This window comes from Alcanivorax sp. (genome assembly GCF_014762765.1).
Taxonomy (GTDB): Bacteria; Pseudomonadota; Gammaproteobacteria; order Pseudomonadales; family Alcanivoracaceae; genus Alcanivorax.
Genome location: NZ_JABURH010000138.1, coordinates 1 through 17,306, shown reverse-complemented (window position 1 = coordinate 17,306; position 17,306 = coordinate 1). Strand labels below are relative to the sequence as shown.

The window sequence follows — 17,306 nt, the reverse complement described above, 5'->3', positions numbered from 1 at the left end:
CGCAGTTCACACCAGCCCGCCAGGGTCCAGCAGTGGCCCCAGAAGTACAGCCCCAGAGGCCAGATCACCCGCTTGCTGTGCTGCTCCTGCAGATCCCGGTAATGCAGGCGCACCTTGGCCCGTTCGGCGATGGCCTGCTGCAGCGGATCCAGCATGGCGCCAAGCATGCGCCGCTCCGGTAGCGGCGGGGCGCTCACCGGTGGCGTCATGGCGCGCAACTGGGCCGGCACCGCCATGGCCAGTTTTTCCTGCACCGCACGCAGCGCTTCTGCCTGGCGCTGACCGGCCCAGCCCTGGGCCATGGCCAGGCCGGTGAGCAGAGCCTGCCATTCCTCCACGCTGAACATCAGCGGCGGCAGCTGGTAGCCCTCGAGCAACGCATAGCCTTTGCCCGCCTGGGAATAGACCGGCACGCCACTGGCGGAGAGGTGATCGATATCCCGATAGATGGTCCGTTCCGATACTCCCAACCGCTCGGCCAACGCCTGGGCAGTAGTCCACTGGCTGGCACCGATAATCTGCACGATCTGAAACAAGCGTTCCGCGCGTCGCATGCTCTTTCCCTGTTATCACGCTGGTGATGTCCCTCTGGCCTTCGACATTACCCGAGCCGGCCTGGTGCGTCATTCTACCGGTTCTCTCCTGACACCCTGCTGTCAGTAGTCATCCGGCCAGCGGTATCACCGGCCCGGCCGGCCCGGTATACTTGGCGCCTGCTTTTTGGGGCAAATCGAAATCGAACAACGGGATTCAGCATGGCGGAACAACCGCAGACGGACATCATGACATTCCAGGGCCTGATTCTGGCCCTGCAACAGTACTGGGCCGAGCAGGGGTGCGTGGTCGTACAACCCCTGGATATGGAAGTGGGCGCGGGTACCTTTCACCCGGCCACCTTCCTGCGCGCCATCGGCCCGGAAAACTGGAACAGTGCCTATGTGCAGCCTTCCCGCCGGCCCACTGACGGCCGCTACGGGGAAAACCCCAACCGGCTGCAGCACTATTACCAGTTCCAGGTGGTACTGAAACCGTCGCCGGACAATATCCAGGAACTGTATCTGGGTTCCCTGCGCATGCTGGGCTTTGATCCGCTGGTCCACGATATCCGCTTTGTGGAAGACAACTGGGAATCCCCCACCCTGGGTGCCTGGGGTCTGGGCTGGGAAGTGTGGCTCAATGGTATGGAAGTGACCCAGTTCACCTACTTCCAGCAGGTGGGCGGCATCGACTGCTACCCGGTCACCGGCGAGATCACTTACGGTCTGGAACGCCTGGCCATGTATATCCAGGGCGTGGATTCGGTCTACGACCTGGTGTGGTCCGATGGTCCGTTCGGCAAGGTCACCTACGGCGATGTGTTCCTGCAGAACGAAATCGAGATGTCCACGTTCAACTTCGAACACGCCAATGTGGATGAGCTGTTCAAGCAGTTTGACCTGTTTGAGGGCGAATCCACCAAACTGATCGAGGCCGGCCTGCCGCTGCCCGCCTATGAGTATGTGCTGAAAGCCTCCCACACCTTCAACCTGCTGGATGCCCGCAAGGCCATCTCCGTCACCGAACGCCAGCGCTTTATTCTGCGTGTGCGCACCCTGGCCCGGGCCGTGGCCCAGGCCTACTTCGACAAGCGCCGTTCGCTGGGCTTCCCCATGGCGGATGCCAGCATCCGCGAGGAAGTGGAGACGGAATTGAAAAAGCAGGATGACAAGGCCGCAAAGCAGGCCGACAAAAAGAAGGGGAAGCAATAATGTCCCGGGATTTACTGATTGAACTGGGCACCGAAGAACTGCCCCCCAAGGCACTGCCCACACTGAGTGCGGCGCTGACAGAAGAGTTTGTCCGCCAACTGGACGAAGCCGGCCTCAACCATGGCGAGGTAGAAAGCTTCGCCGCCCCACGTCGTCTGGCTGTGCTGGTGCGTGGCCTGGATGACAAGCAGGCGGATCGCGATATCGAACGCCAGGGTCCGGCTGTACAGGCGGCCTTCGACAAGGACGGTAACCCCACCAAGGCCGCGCAAGGGTTTGCGTCCTCTCTGGGTCTGAGCGTGGATCAGTTGGACCGCCAGGACACCGGAAAAGGGGAGCGCCTGGTAGCCCAGATCACCGAGAAGGGCAAACCCGCCGCCGAGCTGATTCCCGACTTCGTTGCCCAGGCGGTACAGAAGCTGCCGATCCCCAAGCGCATGCGCTGGGGCAAACGCAAGGTACAGTTTGTGCGCCCGGCTCACTGGCTGGTGGCCCTGTTCGGTGACGAGGTGGTGCCTTTCGAGCTGCTGGATCTGCAGGCCGGCCGCACCAGTTACGGCCATCGGTTCCATGCCCCCGGCGCCATCGAGCTGACCACTGCCAGCGAGTACGCCGAACGCATGGAAAAAGACGGTCATGTGATCGCCGATTTTGCTCGCCGCAAGGCCATGATTGAAGAGCAGGCCATCGCCGCCGGCAAAGAAGCCGGCGGCGCCGCACAGATCGACCCGGACCTGCTCGACGAAGTCACCGCGCTGGTGGAATGGCCCGTGGCCCTGATGGGTAGCTTCGATGAGGACTTCCTGCGTGTGCCCCAGGAAGCCCTGATCAGCGCCATGGAAGAGCACCAGAAGTATTTCTCCGTGCTGGACGGCGACGGCAAACTGATGCCCCGCTTTATCACCATCAGCAATATCCAGTCCAAGGATGCCCAACAGGTGATCCACGGTAACGAGAAGGTGATTCGTCCCCGTCTGGCGGATGCGGCCTTCTTTTACGACAACGACTGCAAGAAGACTCTGGCTCAGCACGGCAAAGGGCTCGCCAATGTGGTGTTCCAGCAGCAGCTGGGCACCGTGGCCGACAAGTGCGCCCGCATTGGTGGCCTGGCCGCCCTTATCGCCGAGCAGATTGGTGGCGATGCCGAACAGGCAAAACTGGCCGGTGAACTGAGCAAGGCCGACCTGAACAGCGAGATGGTGGGCGAGTTCGACACCATGCAGGGCATCATGGGTTTCTATCTGGCGCGGCTGGAAGGTCAGCCGGACGAGGTAGCCCAGGCGCTGTACGAACAGTACCTGCCACGTTTCGCTGGCGACAAGCTGCCGCAAAGCAAGACCGGCATGGCCGTGTCTCTGGCCGACAAGATCGATACCCTGGTGGGCATCTTCGGTATCGGCCAGAAACCCAGCGGCACCAAGGACCCCTACGCCCTGCGTCGGGCCACCCTGGGGGTGCTGCGCATCATCATCGAAAACCAGCTGGACCTGGACCTGCAGTACCTGCTGGAAAAAGCCGGTGATCAACTGGAGCTGCGCATCAACCGCGCCGACGCCGCGGAAGCCTTCGAATTTATCAAGGGGCGCTACCGGGCCATCTACCAGGAGCAGGGCATTGCCACGCCGGTGATCCTGTCGGTGCTGGCCATCGACGACGCCTGCCGCAAGCCCCTGGATTTCGATCGCCGGGTAAAAGCCGTCGCTGCCTTCCAGCCCCGGGAAGAAGCCCAGGCGCTGGCGGCTGCCAACAAGCGGGTGTCCAATATCCTCGCCAAGCTGGATCAGGCACCGCCAGAGGAAATCGACGGCGCATTGCTGGAAGACGAGGCCGAGCAGACCCTCACCAACCTGGTGGTGGCCAGCTACGAGCAGTCCGAACCGCTGCTGGAAAAAGGTGACTACCAGGGCGTGCTGGAAATGCTGGCCGAACTGCGTGAACCGGTGGATGCGTTCTTCGACACCGTCATGGTGATGGCGGACGACCAGGCCGTACGCAATAACCGTCTGGCGCTGTTGGCCTTCCTGCGCGACCTGTTCCTGAATGTGGCAGATATCAGTCTGCTGCAGGAATGAAGCGCTGGCACGCCAAACCCGGGACGCATACACGTTAAACCGAGGCCGCAGTTACTGCGGCCTTTGTTTATAACCCGCCGTAGGCGCGGTCGCTCGCGGCGGGAACCGGAACGAAGTACATAAACCCAAAAGCCTGAAAAGCGATATTAACCACTGAGGCCACAGAGCATGCAGAGTTTAAAACTCTTCTTTTCCTCAGTGACCTCTAAGCCCTCTGTGGTAAAAATGCTTTTGATCCAGGTCTTTTATCGCGCCGCGAGCGACGCTCCTACGGCGAAGTCATAAGGTCTAGCAATGAACAACCTCATCATCCTCGACCGCGACGGTGTCATCAACGAAGACTCTGACGCCTATATCAAGACCCTGGACGAGTGGATTCCCCTGCCGGGCAGCATTGACGCCATTGCCCGGCTCAGCCGGGCAGGCTATACCGTAGTGGTAGCCACCAACCAATCCGGTATTGCCCGTGGCTATTTCACGGAGGCAACACTGGATGCCATGCATGAACGTCTGACGGAGCTGGTCCGTGACGCCGGTGGAGAGATGGGCAAGATCTTTTATTGTCCCCACGGACCGGATGACGGTTGCCTCTGCCGAAAACCGGCTCCCGGCCTGATCGACCAGATTGTTACCGAGTATGGCGATGTCACCGGCGCACCCCTGATTGGTGATAGCCTACGGGACCTGGAAGCCGGGGTCGCCCGGGGTTGCAAACCGGTACTGGTATTAACCGGCAAGGGATTAAAAACACAGGACAAGGGTTTGCCCGCCACACTGGGTCAGGTGGACGTTTATCATTCGCTGGCCGATTTTACGGATAATATATTGAAGGATTAGGCATGACCCAGCACACGCATTACTCGCTGTCGATCAAGATCCGCAGCGTCCTCTTCTTCGTGCTGTATAACCTGGCTGGCATTATCCACAGTTTTTTCTGTGTTCTGATCGGTCCCTTCCTGCCTTACCGACGCCGGTATCAATTCGTTAACCTGTGGACCCGGTTTGCCATGTGGTTGCTGAAACACCTCAATGGCGTTCGTATAAAGGTGGAAGGTCAGGACAATCTCCCCCCCGGCGCCTTCGTGGTACTGGCAAATCACCAGAGCAGTTTTGAAACCTTCTATATGCAGTTGCTGATCAGCCCCCAGGCCACGGTTCTGAAACGCGAGTTACTGTGGCTGCCTTTTTTTGGTTGGGGTCTGGCATTGCTCAAACCCATTACCATCAATCGGCGTAACGGCAGTGCGGCGTTAAAATCCGTGTTGCAACAGGGAAAGCAACGACTGGGGCAGGGCATTCCCGTGGTCATTTACCCGGAAGGAACCCGTCAGGCTCCGGGCACCCTGGGGAAATTCAATCACGGTGGTTCCATGCTGGCTTGCCAGGCCGGTGTGCCGGTGGTGGCGATCAGCCATAACAGTGGAAACTGTTGGCCGGCCCGTTCCTGGATGCGCCTGCCGGGCACCATTACCCTTCGTATCAGCCCACCGATTAACAGTGATGGAAAAAAGGCAAAGGTCATTACCGAAGAAGCAGAAAAGTGGATTCACCAGCATTATCCTGGATAAGCGATTCAAATCGTTTTTTATTATTTATCTGCCACGAGTTTAATTGCCTTTGCCCGGTAAAATAACTAGAGTTTGTGCCGCTGTTAATCATCGATAACAAGGGCTACTCAATGAGCATTAATCTTGATGAACTTTCCGTTGATGAACTGGAAAAACTGATCAAGCAAGCAGAATCCGCACTGGACAAGAAACGCAAGGCTGAGCTGAAGAATGCCCAGGCGGTACTTGAGAAGATGGCCAAGGATCTGGGCGTTTCTCCGGAAGCATTGCTGAAGGACACCGCCGGCAAAAAGAAAGCCACCCGCAAGAAAGCCGCCAAGAAAAAAACCGGTGTGCGTCGTCCGGCCAAGGTAAAATACCGCGACCCGAGCGACAGCAGCAACACCTGGACCGGCCGTGGCAAGCGTCCGTTGTGGCTGCAAGGCGCACTGGAAAAGGGCGCCAAGCTGGAAGATTTCGCGGTCGAGTAAACAACAACGTTGACTCAATACGCGACAAAAAAAGCGAACCGTTAGGGTTCGCTTTTTTTATGTGCTGATTCCAGGTTACCCCCTTAACGCCGCCGGTAGCCGGTTGTTCGGCAATGTTCCTTCCTGACCAACCGATGCCGTGATTCCCTGACAGGCCGGAATCAATATCGTCAACATTGCCAATAGCAGCAGGCCAGTGATACCCGTCAACGGCAACTGCCTAAACAGGTTTGTCCAGGTACCCCGCTTTGCAGGACGCTTGTGGCTGCGATAACCCTTTTCCTTTTTCACCATGCGACTCCTTTCATCCCTAATCACCAGAGAGGTTCTACCGGTCCTCACATTGCCGCCAGATAGCAGCGGACAGTCCGGTCAAAGAGAGTCCGGATAATTCACAACATCTTTGTTCGGCGGCCAGGGGCACTGACAATCATGAACGCCAGTTCAGCTAATGCTACGCCTGTTATGCTTACAAACTACACGCAGATAGTTACAAATTGAATACTGTTCATGGCAGCTTTTACGATTGCAGACAACGATCCGGAATAACGGCGGAAAAAACGAAAGAGGGGGGAAGAGAGGAGGGCAGGGCGAAACAGAAAAGGGGCCAGACGGCCCCTTTTCCTTTTCCGTTGCAATAAAAACTACGCAGTATCAGACATCCAGGTTGGATACCTGAAGCGCATTGGACTCGATAAACTTCCGACGCGGATCCACATCATCACCCATCAGGCAGGTAAAGATCTGGTCTGCAGCGATGGCGTCCTCGATGGTCACCTGCAGCATACGACGGCTTTCCGGATCCATGGTGGTTTCCCACAGCTGCTCCGCGTTCATTTCACCCAGCCCCTTGTAGCGCTGGAAACTGGTACCGCGGCGGGCCTGTAGCATCAGCCAATCCAGGGCGTCGGCAAAATGGCGAATGGGGCGCTGGGTCTCGCCACGCTGAATATAGGCATCCGCGGCCAGCAGGCCTTCCAGGGTTTCCCCCAGTGCCTTGATTTTCTGGTAGTCCGGCGATTGCAGGAAATCCAGAGTAACCCGATATTCGCGAGGCACACCGTGAGCGAGTACTTGCACACGTGGCAGGTACAGGCCCCGTTCCTCATCCCGGACTGCAGTGATGGTAAAGGTCTGGGTGGCGTCGGTGATGGCATCAACCCGCTTACCCAGCATCTGGCACCAATCTTCCATGCCCGCCTGATCTTTCAGGCCTTCTTCGCTCACCGAAGGCATGTAGATCATCTGCTCCAGCACTTCCTTCGGGAACACCCGAGACTGGCGATCGACGATTTTCATCACATTACGGTATTCCGCAATCAGGTTGGCCAGGGGCTCTCCACTGATTGGTGGCGCATCGTCACCTGGATACATGGCGGTTTTTTCCAGGGCCAGGGTGGTCAGATACTCCTCCATGGCCATGTCGTCCTTGAGATAGGTTTCCTGCTTCCCTTTCTTGACCTTGTAGAGCGGCGGCTGCGCAATGTAGATATAGCCTCGCTCAATCAGCTCCGGCATCTGACGGAAGAAGAAGGTGAGCAACAGGGTGCGGATGTGGGAACCATCCACGTCCGCATCCGTCATGATGATGATGCGGTGGTAGCGGAGTTTTTCCACATTGTATTCATCACGGCCGATCCCACAGCCCAGGGCCGTGATCAGGGTGCCCACTTCCTGGGAGGAGAGCATCTTGTCGAAACGGGCCTTTTCCACGTTGAGGATCTTGCCCTTCAGCGGCAGGATCGCCTGATTCTTGCGGTCTCGGCCCTGTTTGGCAGAGCCCCCCGCAGAATCACCCTCCACAATATAGAGTTCAGAGAGAGCAGGGTCTTTCTGCTGACAGTCCGCCAGTTTGCCCGGCAGGCCGGCAATATCCAGCGCTCCTTTACGGCGAGTCATTTCCCGGGCCTTGCGCGCCGCATCCCTGGCACGAGCCGCATCGATGATCTTCGAGGAAATGGCCTTGGCTTCCTGGGGATTTTCCAGCAGATAATCCTGGAACAGCTCGCCCATGGTCTGTTCGACTGCGCTTTTCACTTCGGAAGACACCAGCTTGTCTTTGGTCTGGCTGGAAAACTTGGGATCCGGCACCTTCACGGAAATCACTGCGGTGAGGCCTTCACGGGCATCATCACCGGTAGGGTTGGCCTTTTCCTTCTTGAGCAGGCCTTCCTTTTCCATATAGCTGTTCAGGGTACGGGTGAGGGCAGCCCGGAACCCGGCCAGGTGGGTACCACCATCCCGCTGGGGAATGTTGTTGGTAAAGCAGAACAGGTTTTCCTGGTAGGAATCGTTCCACTGCATGGCCACTTCAACGGCAATGCCGTCCTCTTCCCGGTCAAACTGGAAGTGGAACACCTGGTTCAGCGGGGTCTTGTTTTCATTCAGGTAGCTGACAAAGGCGCTCAGCCCGCCTTCATATTCGAATATGTCTTCTTCACCGTTGCGCTCATCCAGCAGGTGGATACGTACGCCGGAGTTCAGGAAGCTCAACTCGCGCAGACGTTTGGCCAGAATATCGTAATGGAATTTGATATTAGTGAAGGTTTCTGCGGAAGGGCGGAAGTGAATGGCGGTACCGCTGGTATCGGTAGTGCCCACCACATCCAACGGCATGGCGGGGACACCATGGCGGTAGATCTGTTCATGAACCTGGCCGTTACGGCGAATGGTCAACTTCAGCTCTTCAGAGAGCGCATTCACCACGGAAACACCCACACCATGGAGACCGCCGGACACCTTGTAGGTGTTATCGTCGAATTTCCCCCCGGCGTGAAGCACAGTCATGATTACTTCGGCAGCGGACACACCCTCTTCTTCGTGCATGTCCACGGGAATACCCCGGCCATTGTCCTGGACGGACACTGATTCATCAGGGTGGATAACCACCTTGATCTCGGAACAGAAGCCAGCCAACGCCTCGTCGATGGAATTATCCACCACCTCGAAGACCATATGGTGCAGGCCAGTGCCATCATCCGTATCCCCGATGTACATGCCAGGGCGCTTGCGAACGGCGTCCAACCCTTTCAGCACCTTAATGCTGGATGAATCGTAATTTTTCTCCGCCATGGTATTTCCTTATTCACTCCCGGTGAGGGGCCGAAGTTGGCCATGTTCCACGTGGAACATTTTGCTCTCGATCGCCCGTAACGCTTTATTCTGTTGCACTACAGCTTCCCATTGGGGCTGATCCAGTGCAGTAATCAGGGTCTGGTGCCCCGTAGAGGCCAGATAGCCCAGCATCTGATTACGATGTTCTTCGTCCAGCTCCGCCGCGAGATCATCCACCAGCAGGGTACAGACTTTTCCTGCCTGGCTGATTAATGGCAGCTGAGCCAGCACCAGGCCATAGGCAACCAGCTTGGCCTGGCCCCGGGAAAGGCGATCTCTCGCCACCACTCCCCGGGTTTCGATACGAATATCGCTGCGATGAAACCCCGCCTGGCTGAACCCTCGCCGGATATCGTCCGGGCGAAGGCGCGACAGGGCATCGGCATAGCTCTCGTCTTTTTGTAGTCCCGTCTGTAGCTGGACCCGAATTTTCAGTTCCGGCGCCAGACAAGACAACACCGTATCCAGCCCTGTCTGCAGGGCTTGCAGATAGCGACGGCGTAACCCTTCGATTCTATCAGAAGTCTGCGCCAGTTGCTGGTCCCAAAACCCCAGTTCACGGGGGTTCGGACGCCCGGTACGCAGCAGGGCGTTTCGCTGCTTCAGGGCCGCTGAAGCCGTGCGCCATACCGGCATAAATTCATGTTCCACGTGGAACATTCCCCAGTCCATGAAACGCCGGCGCAGGGCAGAGGAACCGAAAACCAGCTCCACCGAGGTGGGGTGCAGAGCCAGAACCGGCAACAGGCCTGCCACCTCGCTGAGGGCTTTCGGGGTTTCACCATTCAACTTGATAGCATCTATGCCACCAGGCGTGCGACGCACCCCCAGCCGATGGCTCTTGCTCCCCGTCAGGACTTCCGCATAGAGGGTAGCTGCCGGCGCACCGTCCCGGACCAGCCGCGACAATCTGCCACCCCGAAAGGATCGTCCACCGCTACCAATGAAATAGATGGCTTCCAGCAGGCTGGTCTTGCCACTCCCGTTATCACCAAGAATCACATTAAGGGAAGGGGAGAGGGCAATATCCAACTGACGGTAATTGCGAAAATCTCCGAGCTGGAGACGGCTCAACATAGAAAGGAATCCACCCAAACCAATCGAGGGAAGCCGCCGCAGCGGCAAGAAATGACTGCACCGATTGTAGCTCAGGGAGAGGGCAGGGGCGATGATGCCAAAGGCGGTTTCCACCACAGAGGGCAGCAAGTTCATTCGCAAAGGATTCTCACCCCTGCGAGCTCTGCACCCACAATGGCAACAATGCTTTCCGCAGGCGGCTTATCCGAGGCAAAAAAATACCCGGCGCGACGGCCGGGTATTTTGGGGAGCGCAAGGACCGCGAATCACAACCGCATGGGCATGACCACATACAGGGCCGCCTTGCTCTCCGGATCCAACACCAGAGCACTGCTGTTGCTGTCGCCCATTTCCAGCTCCGCCTGAGTGCCGGCCATGGTGTTGAGCACGTCCAGCAGATAGCTCACGTTGAAGCCAATTTCCAGGGGCTGGCCATTGAAGTCCACGGACACTTCCTCTTCCGCTTCTTCCTGTTCCGGGTTGTTGGCCACGATACGCAGGCTGCCTTCGGACAGCTGCACCCTCACACCCCGGTATTTCTCATTGGACAGGATCGCCACCCGAGCCAGAGCCTGGCGCAGGGTTTCCCGGTCGGCAATGATGGTGCGCGAGCCTTCCTTGGGAATCACCCGGTCGTACTCGGGAAACTTGCCGTCCACCAGCTTGGAGGTAAAGGTGATCGCACCCACCACGATACGGACATGGTTGCGACCCACGGTCAGGCGAGCATTTTCGCCAGCATCACCAAGGATACGGGACAGCTCCATGACCCCTTTGCGCGGCAGTATCACGGAAGCCTCTTCCACCGGCACATCCAGCTCCGCATCACACAGCGCCAGGCGGTGACCATCCGTGGCGACGGCGCGAAGGCGCCCCGGCTTCAGTTCGAACAGCATGCCATTGAGGTAATAGCGTACATCCTGCTGGGCCATGGAGAAGGCGGTGCGATCAATCAGGCCACGCAACACACCCGGCTGAATATCCAGGCTGGAACCAGCGGCATCTTCTTCCAGATTGGGAAACTCGGAAGCAGGCAGGGTAGAGAGGGTGAAACGGCTGCGACCGGAACGGACCAGCATGCGCTCGCCATCCACTTCGAAACGGATGTCGGCTTCCGCCGGCAAGCTCTTGGCAATATCCACCAGCTTGCGGGCCGGCACTGTGGTTTCTCCGGCCTGGTGCTCCCCTTCCAGGGGCAGGCGAGCCACCAGCTCCAGCTCCAGATCGGTGCCGGTCATGGAAAGCTGTCCATCACCCACTTCCAGCAGGACATTGGACAGCACCGGCAGGGTCTGCCGTTTTTCCACCACTGCGGCCACCTGTTGCAGGGGCTTGAGCAGTTGTTCTCTATTGATTGAGAATTTCATCGCGCTTTCCCGTTCTGGTTATTTGGGCCAGAGGCTCCCAGCCCCTTCCTTTACTGTATACAGAACCGGCCACCCGGCCGGACTTCCCCATCAGGACGTCAGCGTCCGTAACAGGCTCTGATAATCTTCCTCGATTTCCGGATTGGATTCCCGCAGCTGCAAGACCTTGCGACAGGCATGCAGCACGGTGGTGTGATCACGGCCACCAAAATTTTCACCGATCTCGGGCAGACTGTGGCTGGTCAGTTCCTTCGACAAAGCCATTGCCACCTGCCGCGGTCTCGCCACCGAGCGGGTCCGCCGCGGGGAGAGCAGGTCGTTGATCTTGATCTTGTAGTATTCGGCCACCACACGCTGAATATTGTCGATACTGATCTGCCGTGCCTGCAGGGCAATCAGATCCTTCAACGCTTCCTTGATCAGGCCGATATCAATCTGCGCACCGGTGAAACGCACATGGGCAATCACCCGGCGCAACGCCCCCTCCAGTTCCCGTACATTAGAACGGATTCGTTGCGCAATAAAGAAGGCCGCGTCATTGGGGAGATCCACCTTGGCTTCTTCCGCCTTCTTTTTCAGAATCGCCACCCGGGTTTCCAGCTCCGGCGGTTCCATGGGCTGGGACAACCCCCAGCCGAACCGGCTCTTGAGTCGCTCCTCCAGGCCGTCCACTTCCTTGGGAAACTTGTCACAGGTGAGAATGATCTGCTGGCCATTTTCCAGCAGCGCATTGAAGGTATGGAAGAACTCCTCCTGTGACTGCTCCTTACCTGCAAAAAATTGAATATCGTCAATCAGCAGGGCATCCACCGAGCGATAGAAGCGCTTGAACTCGTTGATGGTCTTGTTGCGCAGGGCGGAGATCATGTCTGCCACAAAACGCTCACTGTGCAGGTAGACCACCTTGGCGTTGGGGTTGCGTCGCAGCAACTCATTGCCGACAGCGTGCATCAGGTGGGTCTTGCCCAGGCCCACGCCGCCGTACAACAGCAGGGGGTTGTAGCCATGGCTGGCCGGGTTCTCCGCTACCTGTTGGGCAGCCGCAGCAGCCATGCGGTTGGACTTGCCTTCCACAAAGGTAGAAAAGGTGAAACCGGTATTGAGGTTGCTGCGATGTTTGCGGGCGCCTCCCAGCTCCGTGGGCTGGGGTTTGCTCTCTGCCAGCTCGGGTGTGCGCATATGGCCGGAAGAGGGCGTAGCGGCGCTGACAGGGGCAGAGGAAGACGACTGGGCCGGCGGTGCCGGCATGCGACTGGATCCGACCTCCAGGCGCAACTGGGGCAGAGCCCCGCTCTGCAACTCGCCCAGCACCTCGCCGATGCGGTCCATGTACTTGTCGCGAACCCAGTCCACCACAAACCGGTTGGGAGCAAACAGCGTCAGCTCGGCGCCATCCGCAGATGCAGCCACCTGTAATGGCCGTATCCACATGTTGTACTGCTGTGACGGCAACTCATCCTCGAGTCGAGTCAGGCAGCGTTGCCAGAGCTCTTCAGACACGCACACGCCTTATTATCCTGAAACGATACCGTGCTTCCGGGCCATAGGCGCAGAAGAACGAAGGGGCCCGACCGCGACAGGAATCACAGTCCAGCGGCACCCGGGGCCCTGAATCGTCTTTTATGAACTGAATGAAAATTCGGTCAATGAACCGCAATCGAGCCCGTCATTCTACCCCCTCCTCGCAATAACTATCCACAGGACAGCGGGTATTTTTCTGGCTTTATTTCTGTGGATAACTAGGACCATAACCCTGTGCGGGGATGCAGGCACAACCCGGTGGACAACTGGAGGGACAACTTATACCCACATTTAATGACAGCTCGTCCCCCGCTCGTCCCCAGTACTTACACACAATGGTACGCAAGTTATCAACGGCGCAACCATTTGATATTTAACGGTTTTTAATGCTTATCCACAAAAGTCGCGTCCCCTATAATAACTACTACTACTAAAAACATTTAAATATTTAAGTTCTATTAACAGTTCTCTCCAGCCCGCTTTGCACATGCTTGAAAAGCCGATTGACAGGGCATTTCGCTTTCCCTAGACTTGCCGGCCTTCTAATTGATGTCTCATTCCATGGGGAAGACACCATGAAACGCACATTTCAGCCCAGCGTACTCAAGCGCAAACGTGCCCACGGTTTCCGTGCTCGCATGGCGACCAAAAACGGTCGCAAAATCCTGGCCGCTCGTCGTGCCAAGGGTCGTAAGCGGTTGGCTGCCTGAGCCAACCGTTTTACTCTGCCCTCCTGGCTGAGGTAACAGTGCCGACAACCCAGGCTTTTACCCGCCAGCACAGACTTCTTACCGGACCCCAATATCAGACCGTATTCGACCACTCCAAATGGAAGGTGGGCAATGCGGCGTTTCTGCTGTTGGCCTGTCCGAACCAGCAGGCTCTGCCCCGACTGGGGCTGGTGATTGGCCGCAAACGTGCCAAGCGGGCTGTAGACCGTGGCTGCGTCAAGCGCAGAGCCCGGGAACAGTTCCGGTTACGCCAGCAACAACTGGCTGGGCTGGACATTATCCTGCTGGTGCGCGGACGTATTGATCACCCGGATCCGGCCGAGGTCACTGACCAGCTTGGCAAGCTATTCGACAAGCTGCTTGCTAAGTGCGGGCAAGCTTGAGAAACTGCGGCCCGTTTTTCACGCCACAGAATAGCCTGTTATGGAAATCCAGCGCGCCCTAGTAATTACCGGCATTGCCATCGTTTCCTACCTGATGATTCAGGCCTGGCAACAGGATTATGCCAACCCGACCCAGCCGACTGCCGTTGAAGACATTGCTCCAAGCACGCAAGGCAATGACGACGGGCTCGACCTTCCTGAACCTCAGGCTGAAACTGCTGACAACGGCATTCCCTCTGCACAGGCAGAGCGAGCCGAAGCGCCTTCTTCCGACTCTGCCGATGCCACTGCCAGACAGGAGCGCATCCGTGTCAGCACTGATGTACTACGTGTGGAAATCGACCCTCAGGGGGGCGATATCGTGCGGTTGGCGCTGCCCGAGTTCCCCCGTCACGTGGAGACACCGGACCAGCCCTTTGTCCTGCTCGAACAGGATGCCAGTCGTACCTATGTGGCCCAGAGTGGCCTGATTGGCAAGGACGGCACTGATTCCAGTGCCGGCCGTCCGTTGTGGAGTGCGGCCGAGCAAAGCTACCAGCTGGATGAAGGCAGCCAGGAACTGAATGTGGACCTGACCCTGCGCCAAGACAATGGCGCCGAGCTGGTCAAGCGTTTCACCTTCGAGCGTGGCAGCTATCTGGTTCGTGTCAGCCATATTGTTCGCAACCAGGGCAACAGCGAGTGGTCCGGTGCCTTGTATGGTCAGATCAAGCGTGATGGCAGTGATGACCCCGGCCTGTCCAACAGTGGCTTTATTCCCATGCCCACCTATCTGGGCGGCGCTTACTGGGACAATGAGAAGCCCTACAACAAACTCGATTTTGAAGACATGGCGGAAAGCCCGCTGGACCTGACAGTACAGGGCGGCTGGGTGGCCATGGCGCAGCACTACTTCGTGTCTGCCTGGGTGCCGGATGCCCAGCAAAAGAACCATTACTCCAGCGTTCATCTGAAAAAGCGCGGCCAGTACCTGCTGCGCTTCGTGTCGCCCACCGTCAAGGTGGCGCCCGGTGAAGAGAAAGTGTTGTACGCCGAGTTCTATGCCGGCCCCAAACAGCAGGACAAACTGGAAGCCATCAGCCCCGGTCTCAACATGACGGTGGACTACGGCTGGCTGTGGTTTATTTCCCAGCCCATCTTTGCGCTGTTGGTGTTCCTGCAGAGCGGTGAAGTGTCCGTGTTCGGCATGGATATCGACATCGGTGCCGGTGTGGCCAACTGGGGTGTGGCGATCATCCTGCTGACCTTCATCATCAAGGCGATCTTCTTCAAGCTCAGTGCCACCAGTTATCGCTCCATGGCGAAAATGCGCAAGGTGGCGCCGGAGATGCAGCGCATCAAGGAGCAGAACAAGAACGATCGGCAGAAAGCGCAGATGGAAACCATGAAGCTTTTCCAGCGCGAAAAGATCAACCCGCTGGGTGGTTGTTTGCCCATGCTGGTTCAGATGCCGGTGTTCATTGCCCTGTATTATGTGCTGCTGGAGTCCGTGGAGCTGCGACAGGCGCCATTCTTCCTGTGGATCAATGACCTGTCAGTAATGGATCCTTACTTCGTGCTGCCGATTCTGATGGGGGCTTCCATGTTCCTGCAGACTCGTTTGAATCCAACCCCGGCGGATCCCATGCAGGCCCAGGTAATGAAGTGGATGCCGGTGGTGTTCTCCGTCTTCATGCTGTGGTTCCCGGCGGGTCTGGTGCTGTACTGGCTGACCAACAACCTGCTGTCCATTGCCCAACAGTGGGTGATTACCCGCAAGATCGAAAACGAAGGATAACGGGCTCGCGCCTCTGTTCTTTGCAAGCCGGCCGGGATTTCCCGGCCGGTTTTGTTTTATGCTGATGCACCTTTCCGATTTTTCAGAATCACTTCATGTCGAATACTGCCCAGGACACCATTGTTGCGATTGCCACGGCGCCCGGTCGAGGTGGGGTTGGTGTGGTGCGTCTGTCAGGGCCCCATGCAGAAGATATCGCGGGCAAGATTGTTGGTGATCGCTCGCTAACTCCTCGAATGGCTCATTTCGCCAGATTCAGGGATGCAGATGGCGAGGTTATCGATGAGGGGTTGGTTATTGCCTTCCCGGCCCCCCATTCCTTTACCGGTGAAGACGTGGTGGAGCTGCAGGGCCACGGCGGCCCGGTGATCCTGGACATGCTGGTGGCGGCCTGCATTGCCGCCGGGGCCCGACAGGCCCAAGCCGGGGAGTTCTCCCAGCGGGCATTTCTCAACGACAAGATGGATCTCACCCAGGCCGAAGCCATCGCCGACCTGATCGATGCGGGTACCAGCGCGTCGGCCCGGGCCGCCCTGCATTCCCTGCAGGGTGTTTTTTCCGACCAGGTAAATCGCCTGGTGGAGGAATTGATCGGGCTGCGCATCTATGTGGAGGCGGCCATCGATTTCCCGGAAGAGGAAATCGATTTTCTTTCCGACGGCAAGGTGGCCGGTGATCTGCGCGACCTTCGCGCACAATGTCAGCGGGTGCTGGAGGAAGCCAATCAGGGGCGCCTGGTACGGGAGGGCATGACCCTGGTGATCGCCGGTAAACCCAACGCCGGCAAGTCTTCCCTGATGAATGCCTTGGCCGGATTCGATGCCGCCATTGTTACTGATATTGCCGGCACCACCCGGGATGTATTGCGTGAAGCCATCCAACTCGACGGCATGCCCCTTAACCTGATCGACACCGCCGGCCTGCGTGACAGCGCCGACGTGGTGGAGCAGGAGGGGATCCGCCGGGCCTATGCGGAAATGAAAAAAGCCGACCGGTTGCTGGTGATGGTGGACTCCCGTGATGGTGATGTTAATCCACAAGATATCCACAGCTTGTTGCCGCAGAGCCAGCAGCAACTGGAAAACCTGGATTTACCGGTGACAGTGGTGCTCAACAAGGCTGACCTGTCCGGTATGTCCCCCGGCCCCCGGGATAACGGCAGCTTCGTGATTTCCGCCGCCACCGGCGACGGGCTACCCGAGCTGCGCGAACACCTGAAAGCCGCTGCCGGTTTTAAAGGCATGGGGCAGGGCGAGGGCCAGAGCCGCTTTTCTGCCCGCCGCCGCCATATCACTGCCCTGGAGCAGGCCCTGGCCGCCCTGGACAAGGGCGAGCAGCAATTGCACGATCACGCCGCCGGCGAACTGCTGGCCGAAGACCTGCGCGCTGCCCAGAAAGCCCTGGAAGAAATCACCGGCGCCTTTACTGCGGATGATCTGCTGGGGCGGATTTTCTCTTCTTTCTGTATCGGCAAATAA

15 protein-coding genes are annotated in these 17,306 nt (G+C 57.9%); 9 read left to right on the top strand and 6 right to left on the bottom strand.

Annotated elements, in window-relative coordinates; all coding sequences use genetic code 11:
* Positions 1-554: YafY family protein (locus HUJ17_RS09850; protein WP_290510531.1), on the bottom strand; the 554-nt coding region annotated here is incomplete at its 3' end.
* Positions 555-755: 201 nt separating this feature from the next.
* Here HUJ17_RS09850 and glyQ point away from each other — a divergent pair.
* The 5 genes from glyQ (at position 756) to HUJ17_RS09825 (ending at position 5,858) form a co-directional block, all read left to right on the top strand.
* Positions 756-1,748, top strand: a complete 993-nt coding sequence (glyQ, locus tag HUJ17_RS09845) for a glycine--tRNA ligase subunit alpha (RefSeq protein WP_103917287.1) — start codon at positions 756-758, stop codon at positions 1,746-1,748.
* Positions 1,748-3,820, top strand: coding sequence for a glycine--tRNA ligase subunit beta (gene glyS / locus HUJ17_RS09840; protein WP_290510530.1), 2,073 nt, complete (start codon positions 1,748-1,750; stop codon positions 3,818-3,820). The genes glyQ and glyS overlap by 1 nt, the downstream gene beginning before the upstream one ends.
* 294 nt (positions 3,821-4,114) lie before the next feature.
* The gene (gene gmhB, locus HUJ17_RS09835; RefSeq protein WP_290510529.1) at positions 4,115-4,657 is read left to right on the top strand and encodes a D-glycero-beta-D-manno-heptose 1,7-bisphosphate 7-phosphatase; all 543 of its coding nucleotides are present in this window, start codon (positions 4,115-4,117) and stop codon (positions 4,655-4,657) included.
* Positions 4,658-4,659: 2 nt separating this feature from the next.
* The gene (locus HUJ17_RS09830; RefSeq protein WP_290510528.1) at positions 4,660-5,388 is read left to right on the top strand and encodes a lysophospholipid acyltransferase family protein; all 729 of its coding nucleotides are present in this window, start codon (positions 4,660-4,662) and stop codon (positions 5,386-5,388) included.
* Positions 5,389-5,498: 110 nt separating this feature from the next.
* Positions 5,499-5,858 carry an H-NS histone family protein gene (locus HUJ17_RS09825; protein ID WP_290510527.1) on the top strand — a complete coding sequence of 120 codons (360 nt, stop codon included), beginning with the start codon at positions 5,499-5,501 and terminating at the stop codon, positions 5,856-5,858.
* Positions 5,859-5,933: 75 nt separating this feature from the next.
* Here the strand turns inward: HUJ17_RS09825 and HUJ17_RS09820 are convergent, their stop codons facing one another.
* The 5 genes from HUJ17_RS09820 to dnaA form a co-directional block, all read right to left on the bottom strand.
* Positions 5,934-6,152, bottom strand: a complete 219-nt coding sequence (locus tag HUJ17_RS09820; RefSeq protein WP_290510526.1) for a hypothetical protein — start codon at positions 6,150-6,152, stop codon at positions 5,934-5,936.
* A gap of 360 nt (positions 6,153-6,512) precedes the next feature.
* The gene (gene gyrB / locus HUJ17_RS09815) at positions 6,513-8,930 is read right to left on the bottom strand and encodes a DNA topoisomerase (ATP-hydrolyzing) subunit B (RefSeq protein ID WP_290510525.1); all 2,418 of its coding nucleotides are present in this window, start codon (positions 8,928-8,930) and stop codon (positions 6,513-6,515) included.
* A gap of 9 nt (positions 8,931-8,939) precedes the next feature.
* On the bottom strand, positions 8,940-10,049 hold the full coding sequence (recF, locus tag HUJ17_RS09810; RefSeq protein ID WP_290510524.1) for a DNA replication/repair protein RecF: 1,110 nt from the start codon (positions 10,047-10,049) through the stop codon (positions 8,940-8,942).
* Positions 10,050-10,315: 266 nt separating this feature from the next.
* A complete protein-coding gene (gene dnaN / locus HUJ17_RS09805) occupies positions 10,316-11,416 on the bottom strand; it encodes a DNA polymerase III subunit beta (RefSeq protein ID WP_290510523.1) in 1,101 nt (366 codons plus the stop codon).
* 90 nt (positions 11,417-11,506) lie between these two features.
* Positions 11,507-12,916 (bottom strand): chromosomal replication initiator protein DnaA, encoded by a 1,410-nt coding sequence (dnaA, locus tag HUJ17_RS09800; RefSeq protein WP_290510522.1) that lies wholly within the window; start codon positions 12,914-12,916, stop codon positions 11,507-11,509.
* 596 nt (positions 12,917-13,512) lie between these two features.
* On the opposite strand from dnaA, the gene rpmH reads away from it, so the two are divergent.
* From rpmH to mnmE, 4 genes are all read left to right on the top strand, one after another.
* Entirely contained in the window at positions 13,513-13,647 is a 135-nt protein-coding gene (rpmH, locus tag HUJ17_RS09795; protein WP_011590025.1) for a 50S ribosomal protein L34, read from the top strand.
* A 38-nt stretch (positions 13,648-13,685) separates the two neighbouring features.
* Positions 13,686-14,051, top strand: coding sequence for a ribonuclease P protein component (gene rnpA, locus HUJ17_RS09790; protein ID WP_290510521.1), 366 nt, complete (start codon positions 13,686-13,688; stop codon positions 14,049-14,051).
* Between the two features lie 40 nt (positions 14,052-14,091).
* Entirely contained in the window at positions 14,092-15,828 is a 1,737-nt protein-coding gene (gene yidC / locus HUJ17_RS09785) for a membrane protein insertase YidC (RefSeq protein ID WP_290510520.1), read from the top strand.
* A 95-nt stretch (positions 15,829-15,923) separates the two neighbouring features.
* Positions 15,924-17,306 (top strand): tRNA uridine-5-carboxymethylaminomethyl(34) synthesis GTPase MnmE, encoded by a 1,383-nt coding sequence (gene mnmE / locus HUJ17_RS09780; protein WP_290510519.1) that lies wholly within the window; start codon positions 15,924-15,926, stop codon positions 17,304-17,306.

What these genes read in the sequence shown, in the direction of transcription:
- glyQ (WP_103917287.1), top strand. Translation starts at nt 756, where the DNA reads ATGGCGGAACAACCGCAGACGGACATCATGACATTCCAGGGCCTGATT.
- glyS (WP_290510530.1), top strand. Translation starts at nt 1,748, where the DNA reads ATGTCCCGGGATTTACTGATTGAACTGGGCACCGAAGAACTGCCCCCC.
- gmhB (WP_290510529.1), top strand. Translation starts at nt 4,115, where the DNA reads ATGAACAACCTCATCATCCTCGACCGCGACGGTGTCATCAACGAAGAC.
- HUJ17_RS09830 (WP_290510528.1), top strand. Translation starts at nt 4,660, where the DNA reads ATGACCCAGCACACGCATTACTCGCTGTCGATCAAGATCCGCAGCGTC.
- HUJ17_RS09825 (WP_290510527.1), top strand. Translation starts at nt 5,499, where the DNA reads ATGAGCATTAATCTTGATGAACTTTCCGTTGATGAACTGGAAAAACTG.
- HUJ17_RS09820 (WP_290510526.1), bottom strand. Translation starts at nt 6,152, where the DNA reads ATGGTGAAAAAGGAAAAGGGTTATCGCAGCCACAAGCGTCCTGCAAAG.
- gyrB (WP_290510525.1), bottom strand. Translation starts at nt 8,930, where the DNA reads ATGGCGGAGAAAAATTACGATTCATCCAGCATTAAGGTGCTGAAAGGG.
- recF (WP_290510524.1), bottom strand. Translation starts at nt 10,049, where the DNA reads ATGTTGAGCCGTCTCCAGCTCGGAGATTTTCGCAATTACCGTCAGTTG.
- dnaN (WP_290510523.1), bottom strand. Translation starts at nt 11,416, where the DNA reads ATGAAATTCTCAATCAATAGAGAACAACTGCTCAAGCCCCTGCAACAG.
- rpmH (WP_011590025.1), top strand. Translation starts at nt 13,513, where the DNA reads ATGAAACGCACATTTCAGCCCAGCGTACTCAAGCGCAAACGTGCCCAC.
- yidC (WP_290510520.1), top strand. Translation starts at nt 14,092, where the DNA reads ATGGAAATCCAGCGCGCCCTAGTAATTACCGGCATTGCCATCGTTTCC.
- mnmE (WP_290510519.1), top strand. Translation starts at nt 15,924, where the DNA reads ATGTCGAATACTGCCCAGGACACCATTGTTGCGATTGCCACGGCGCCC.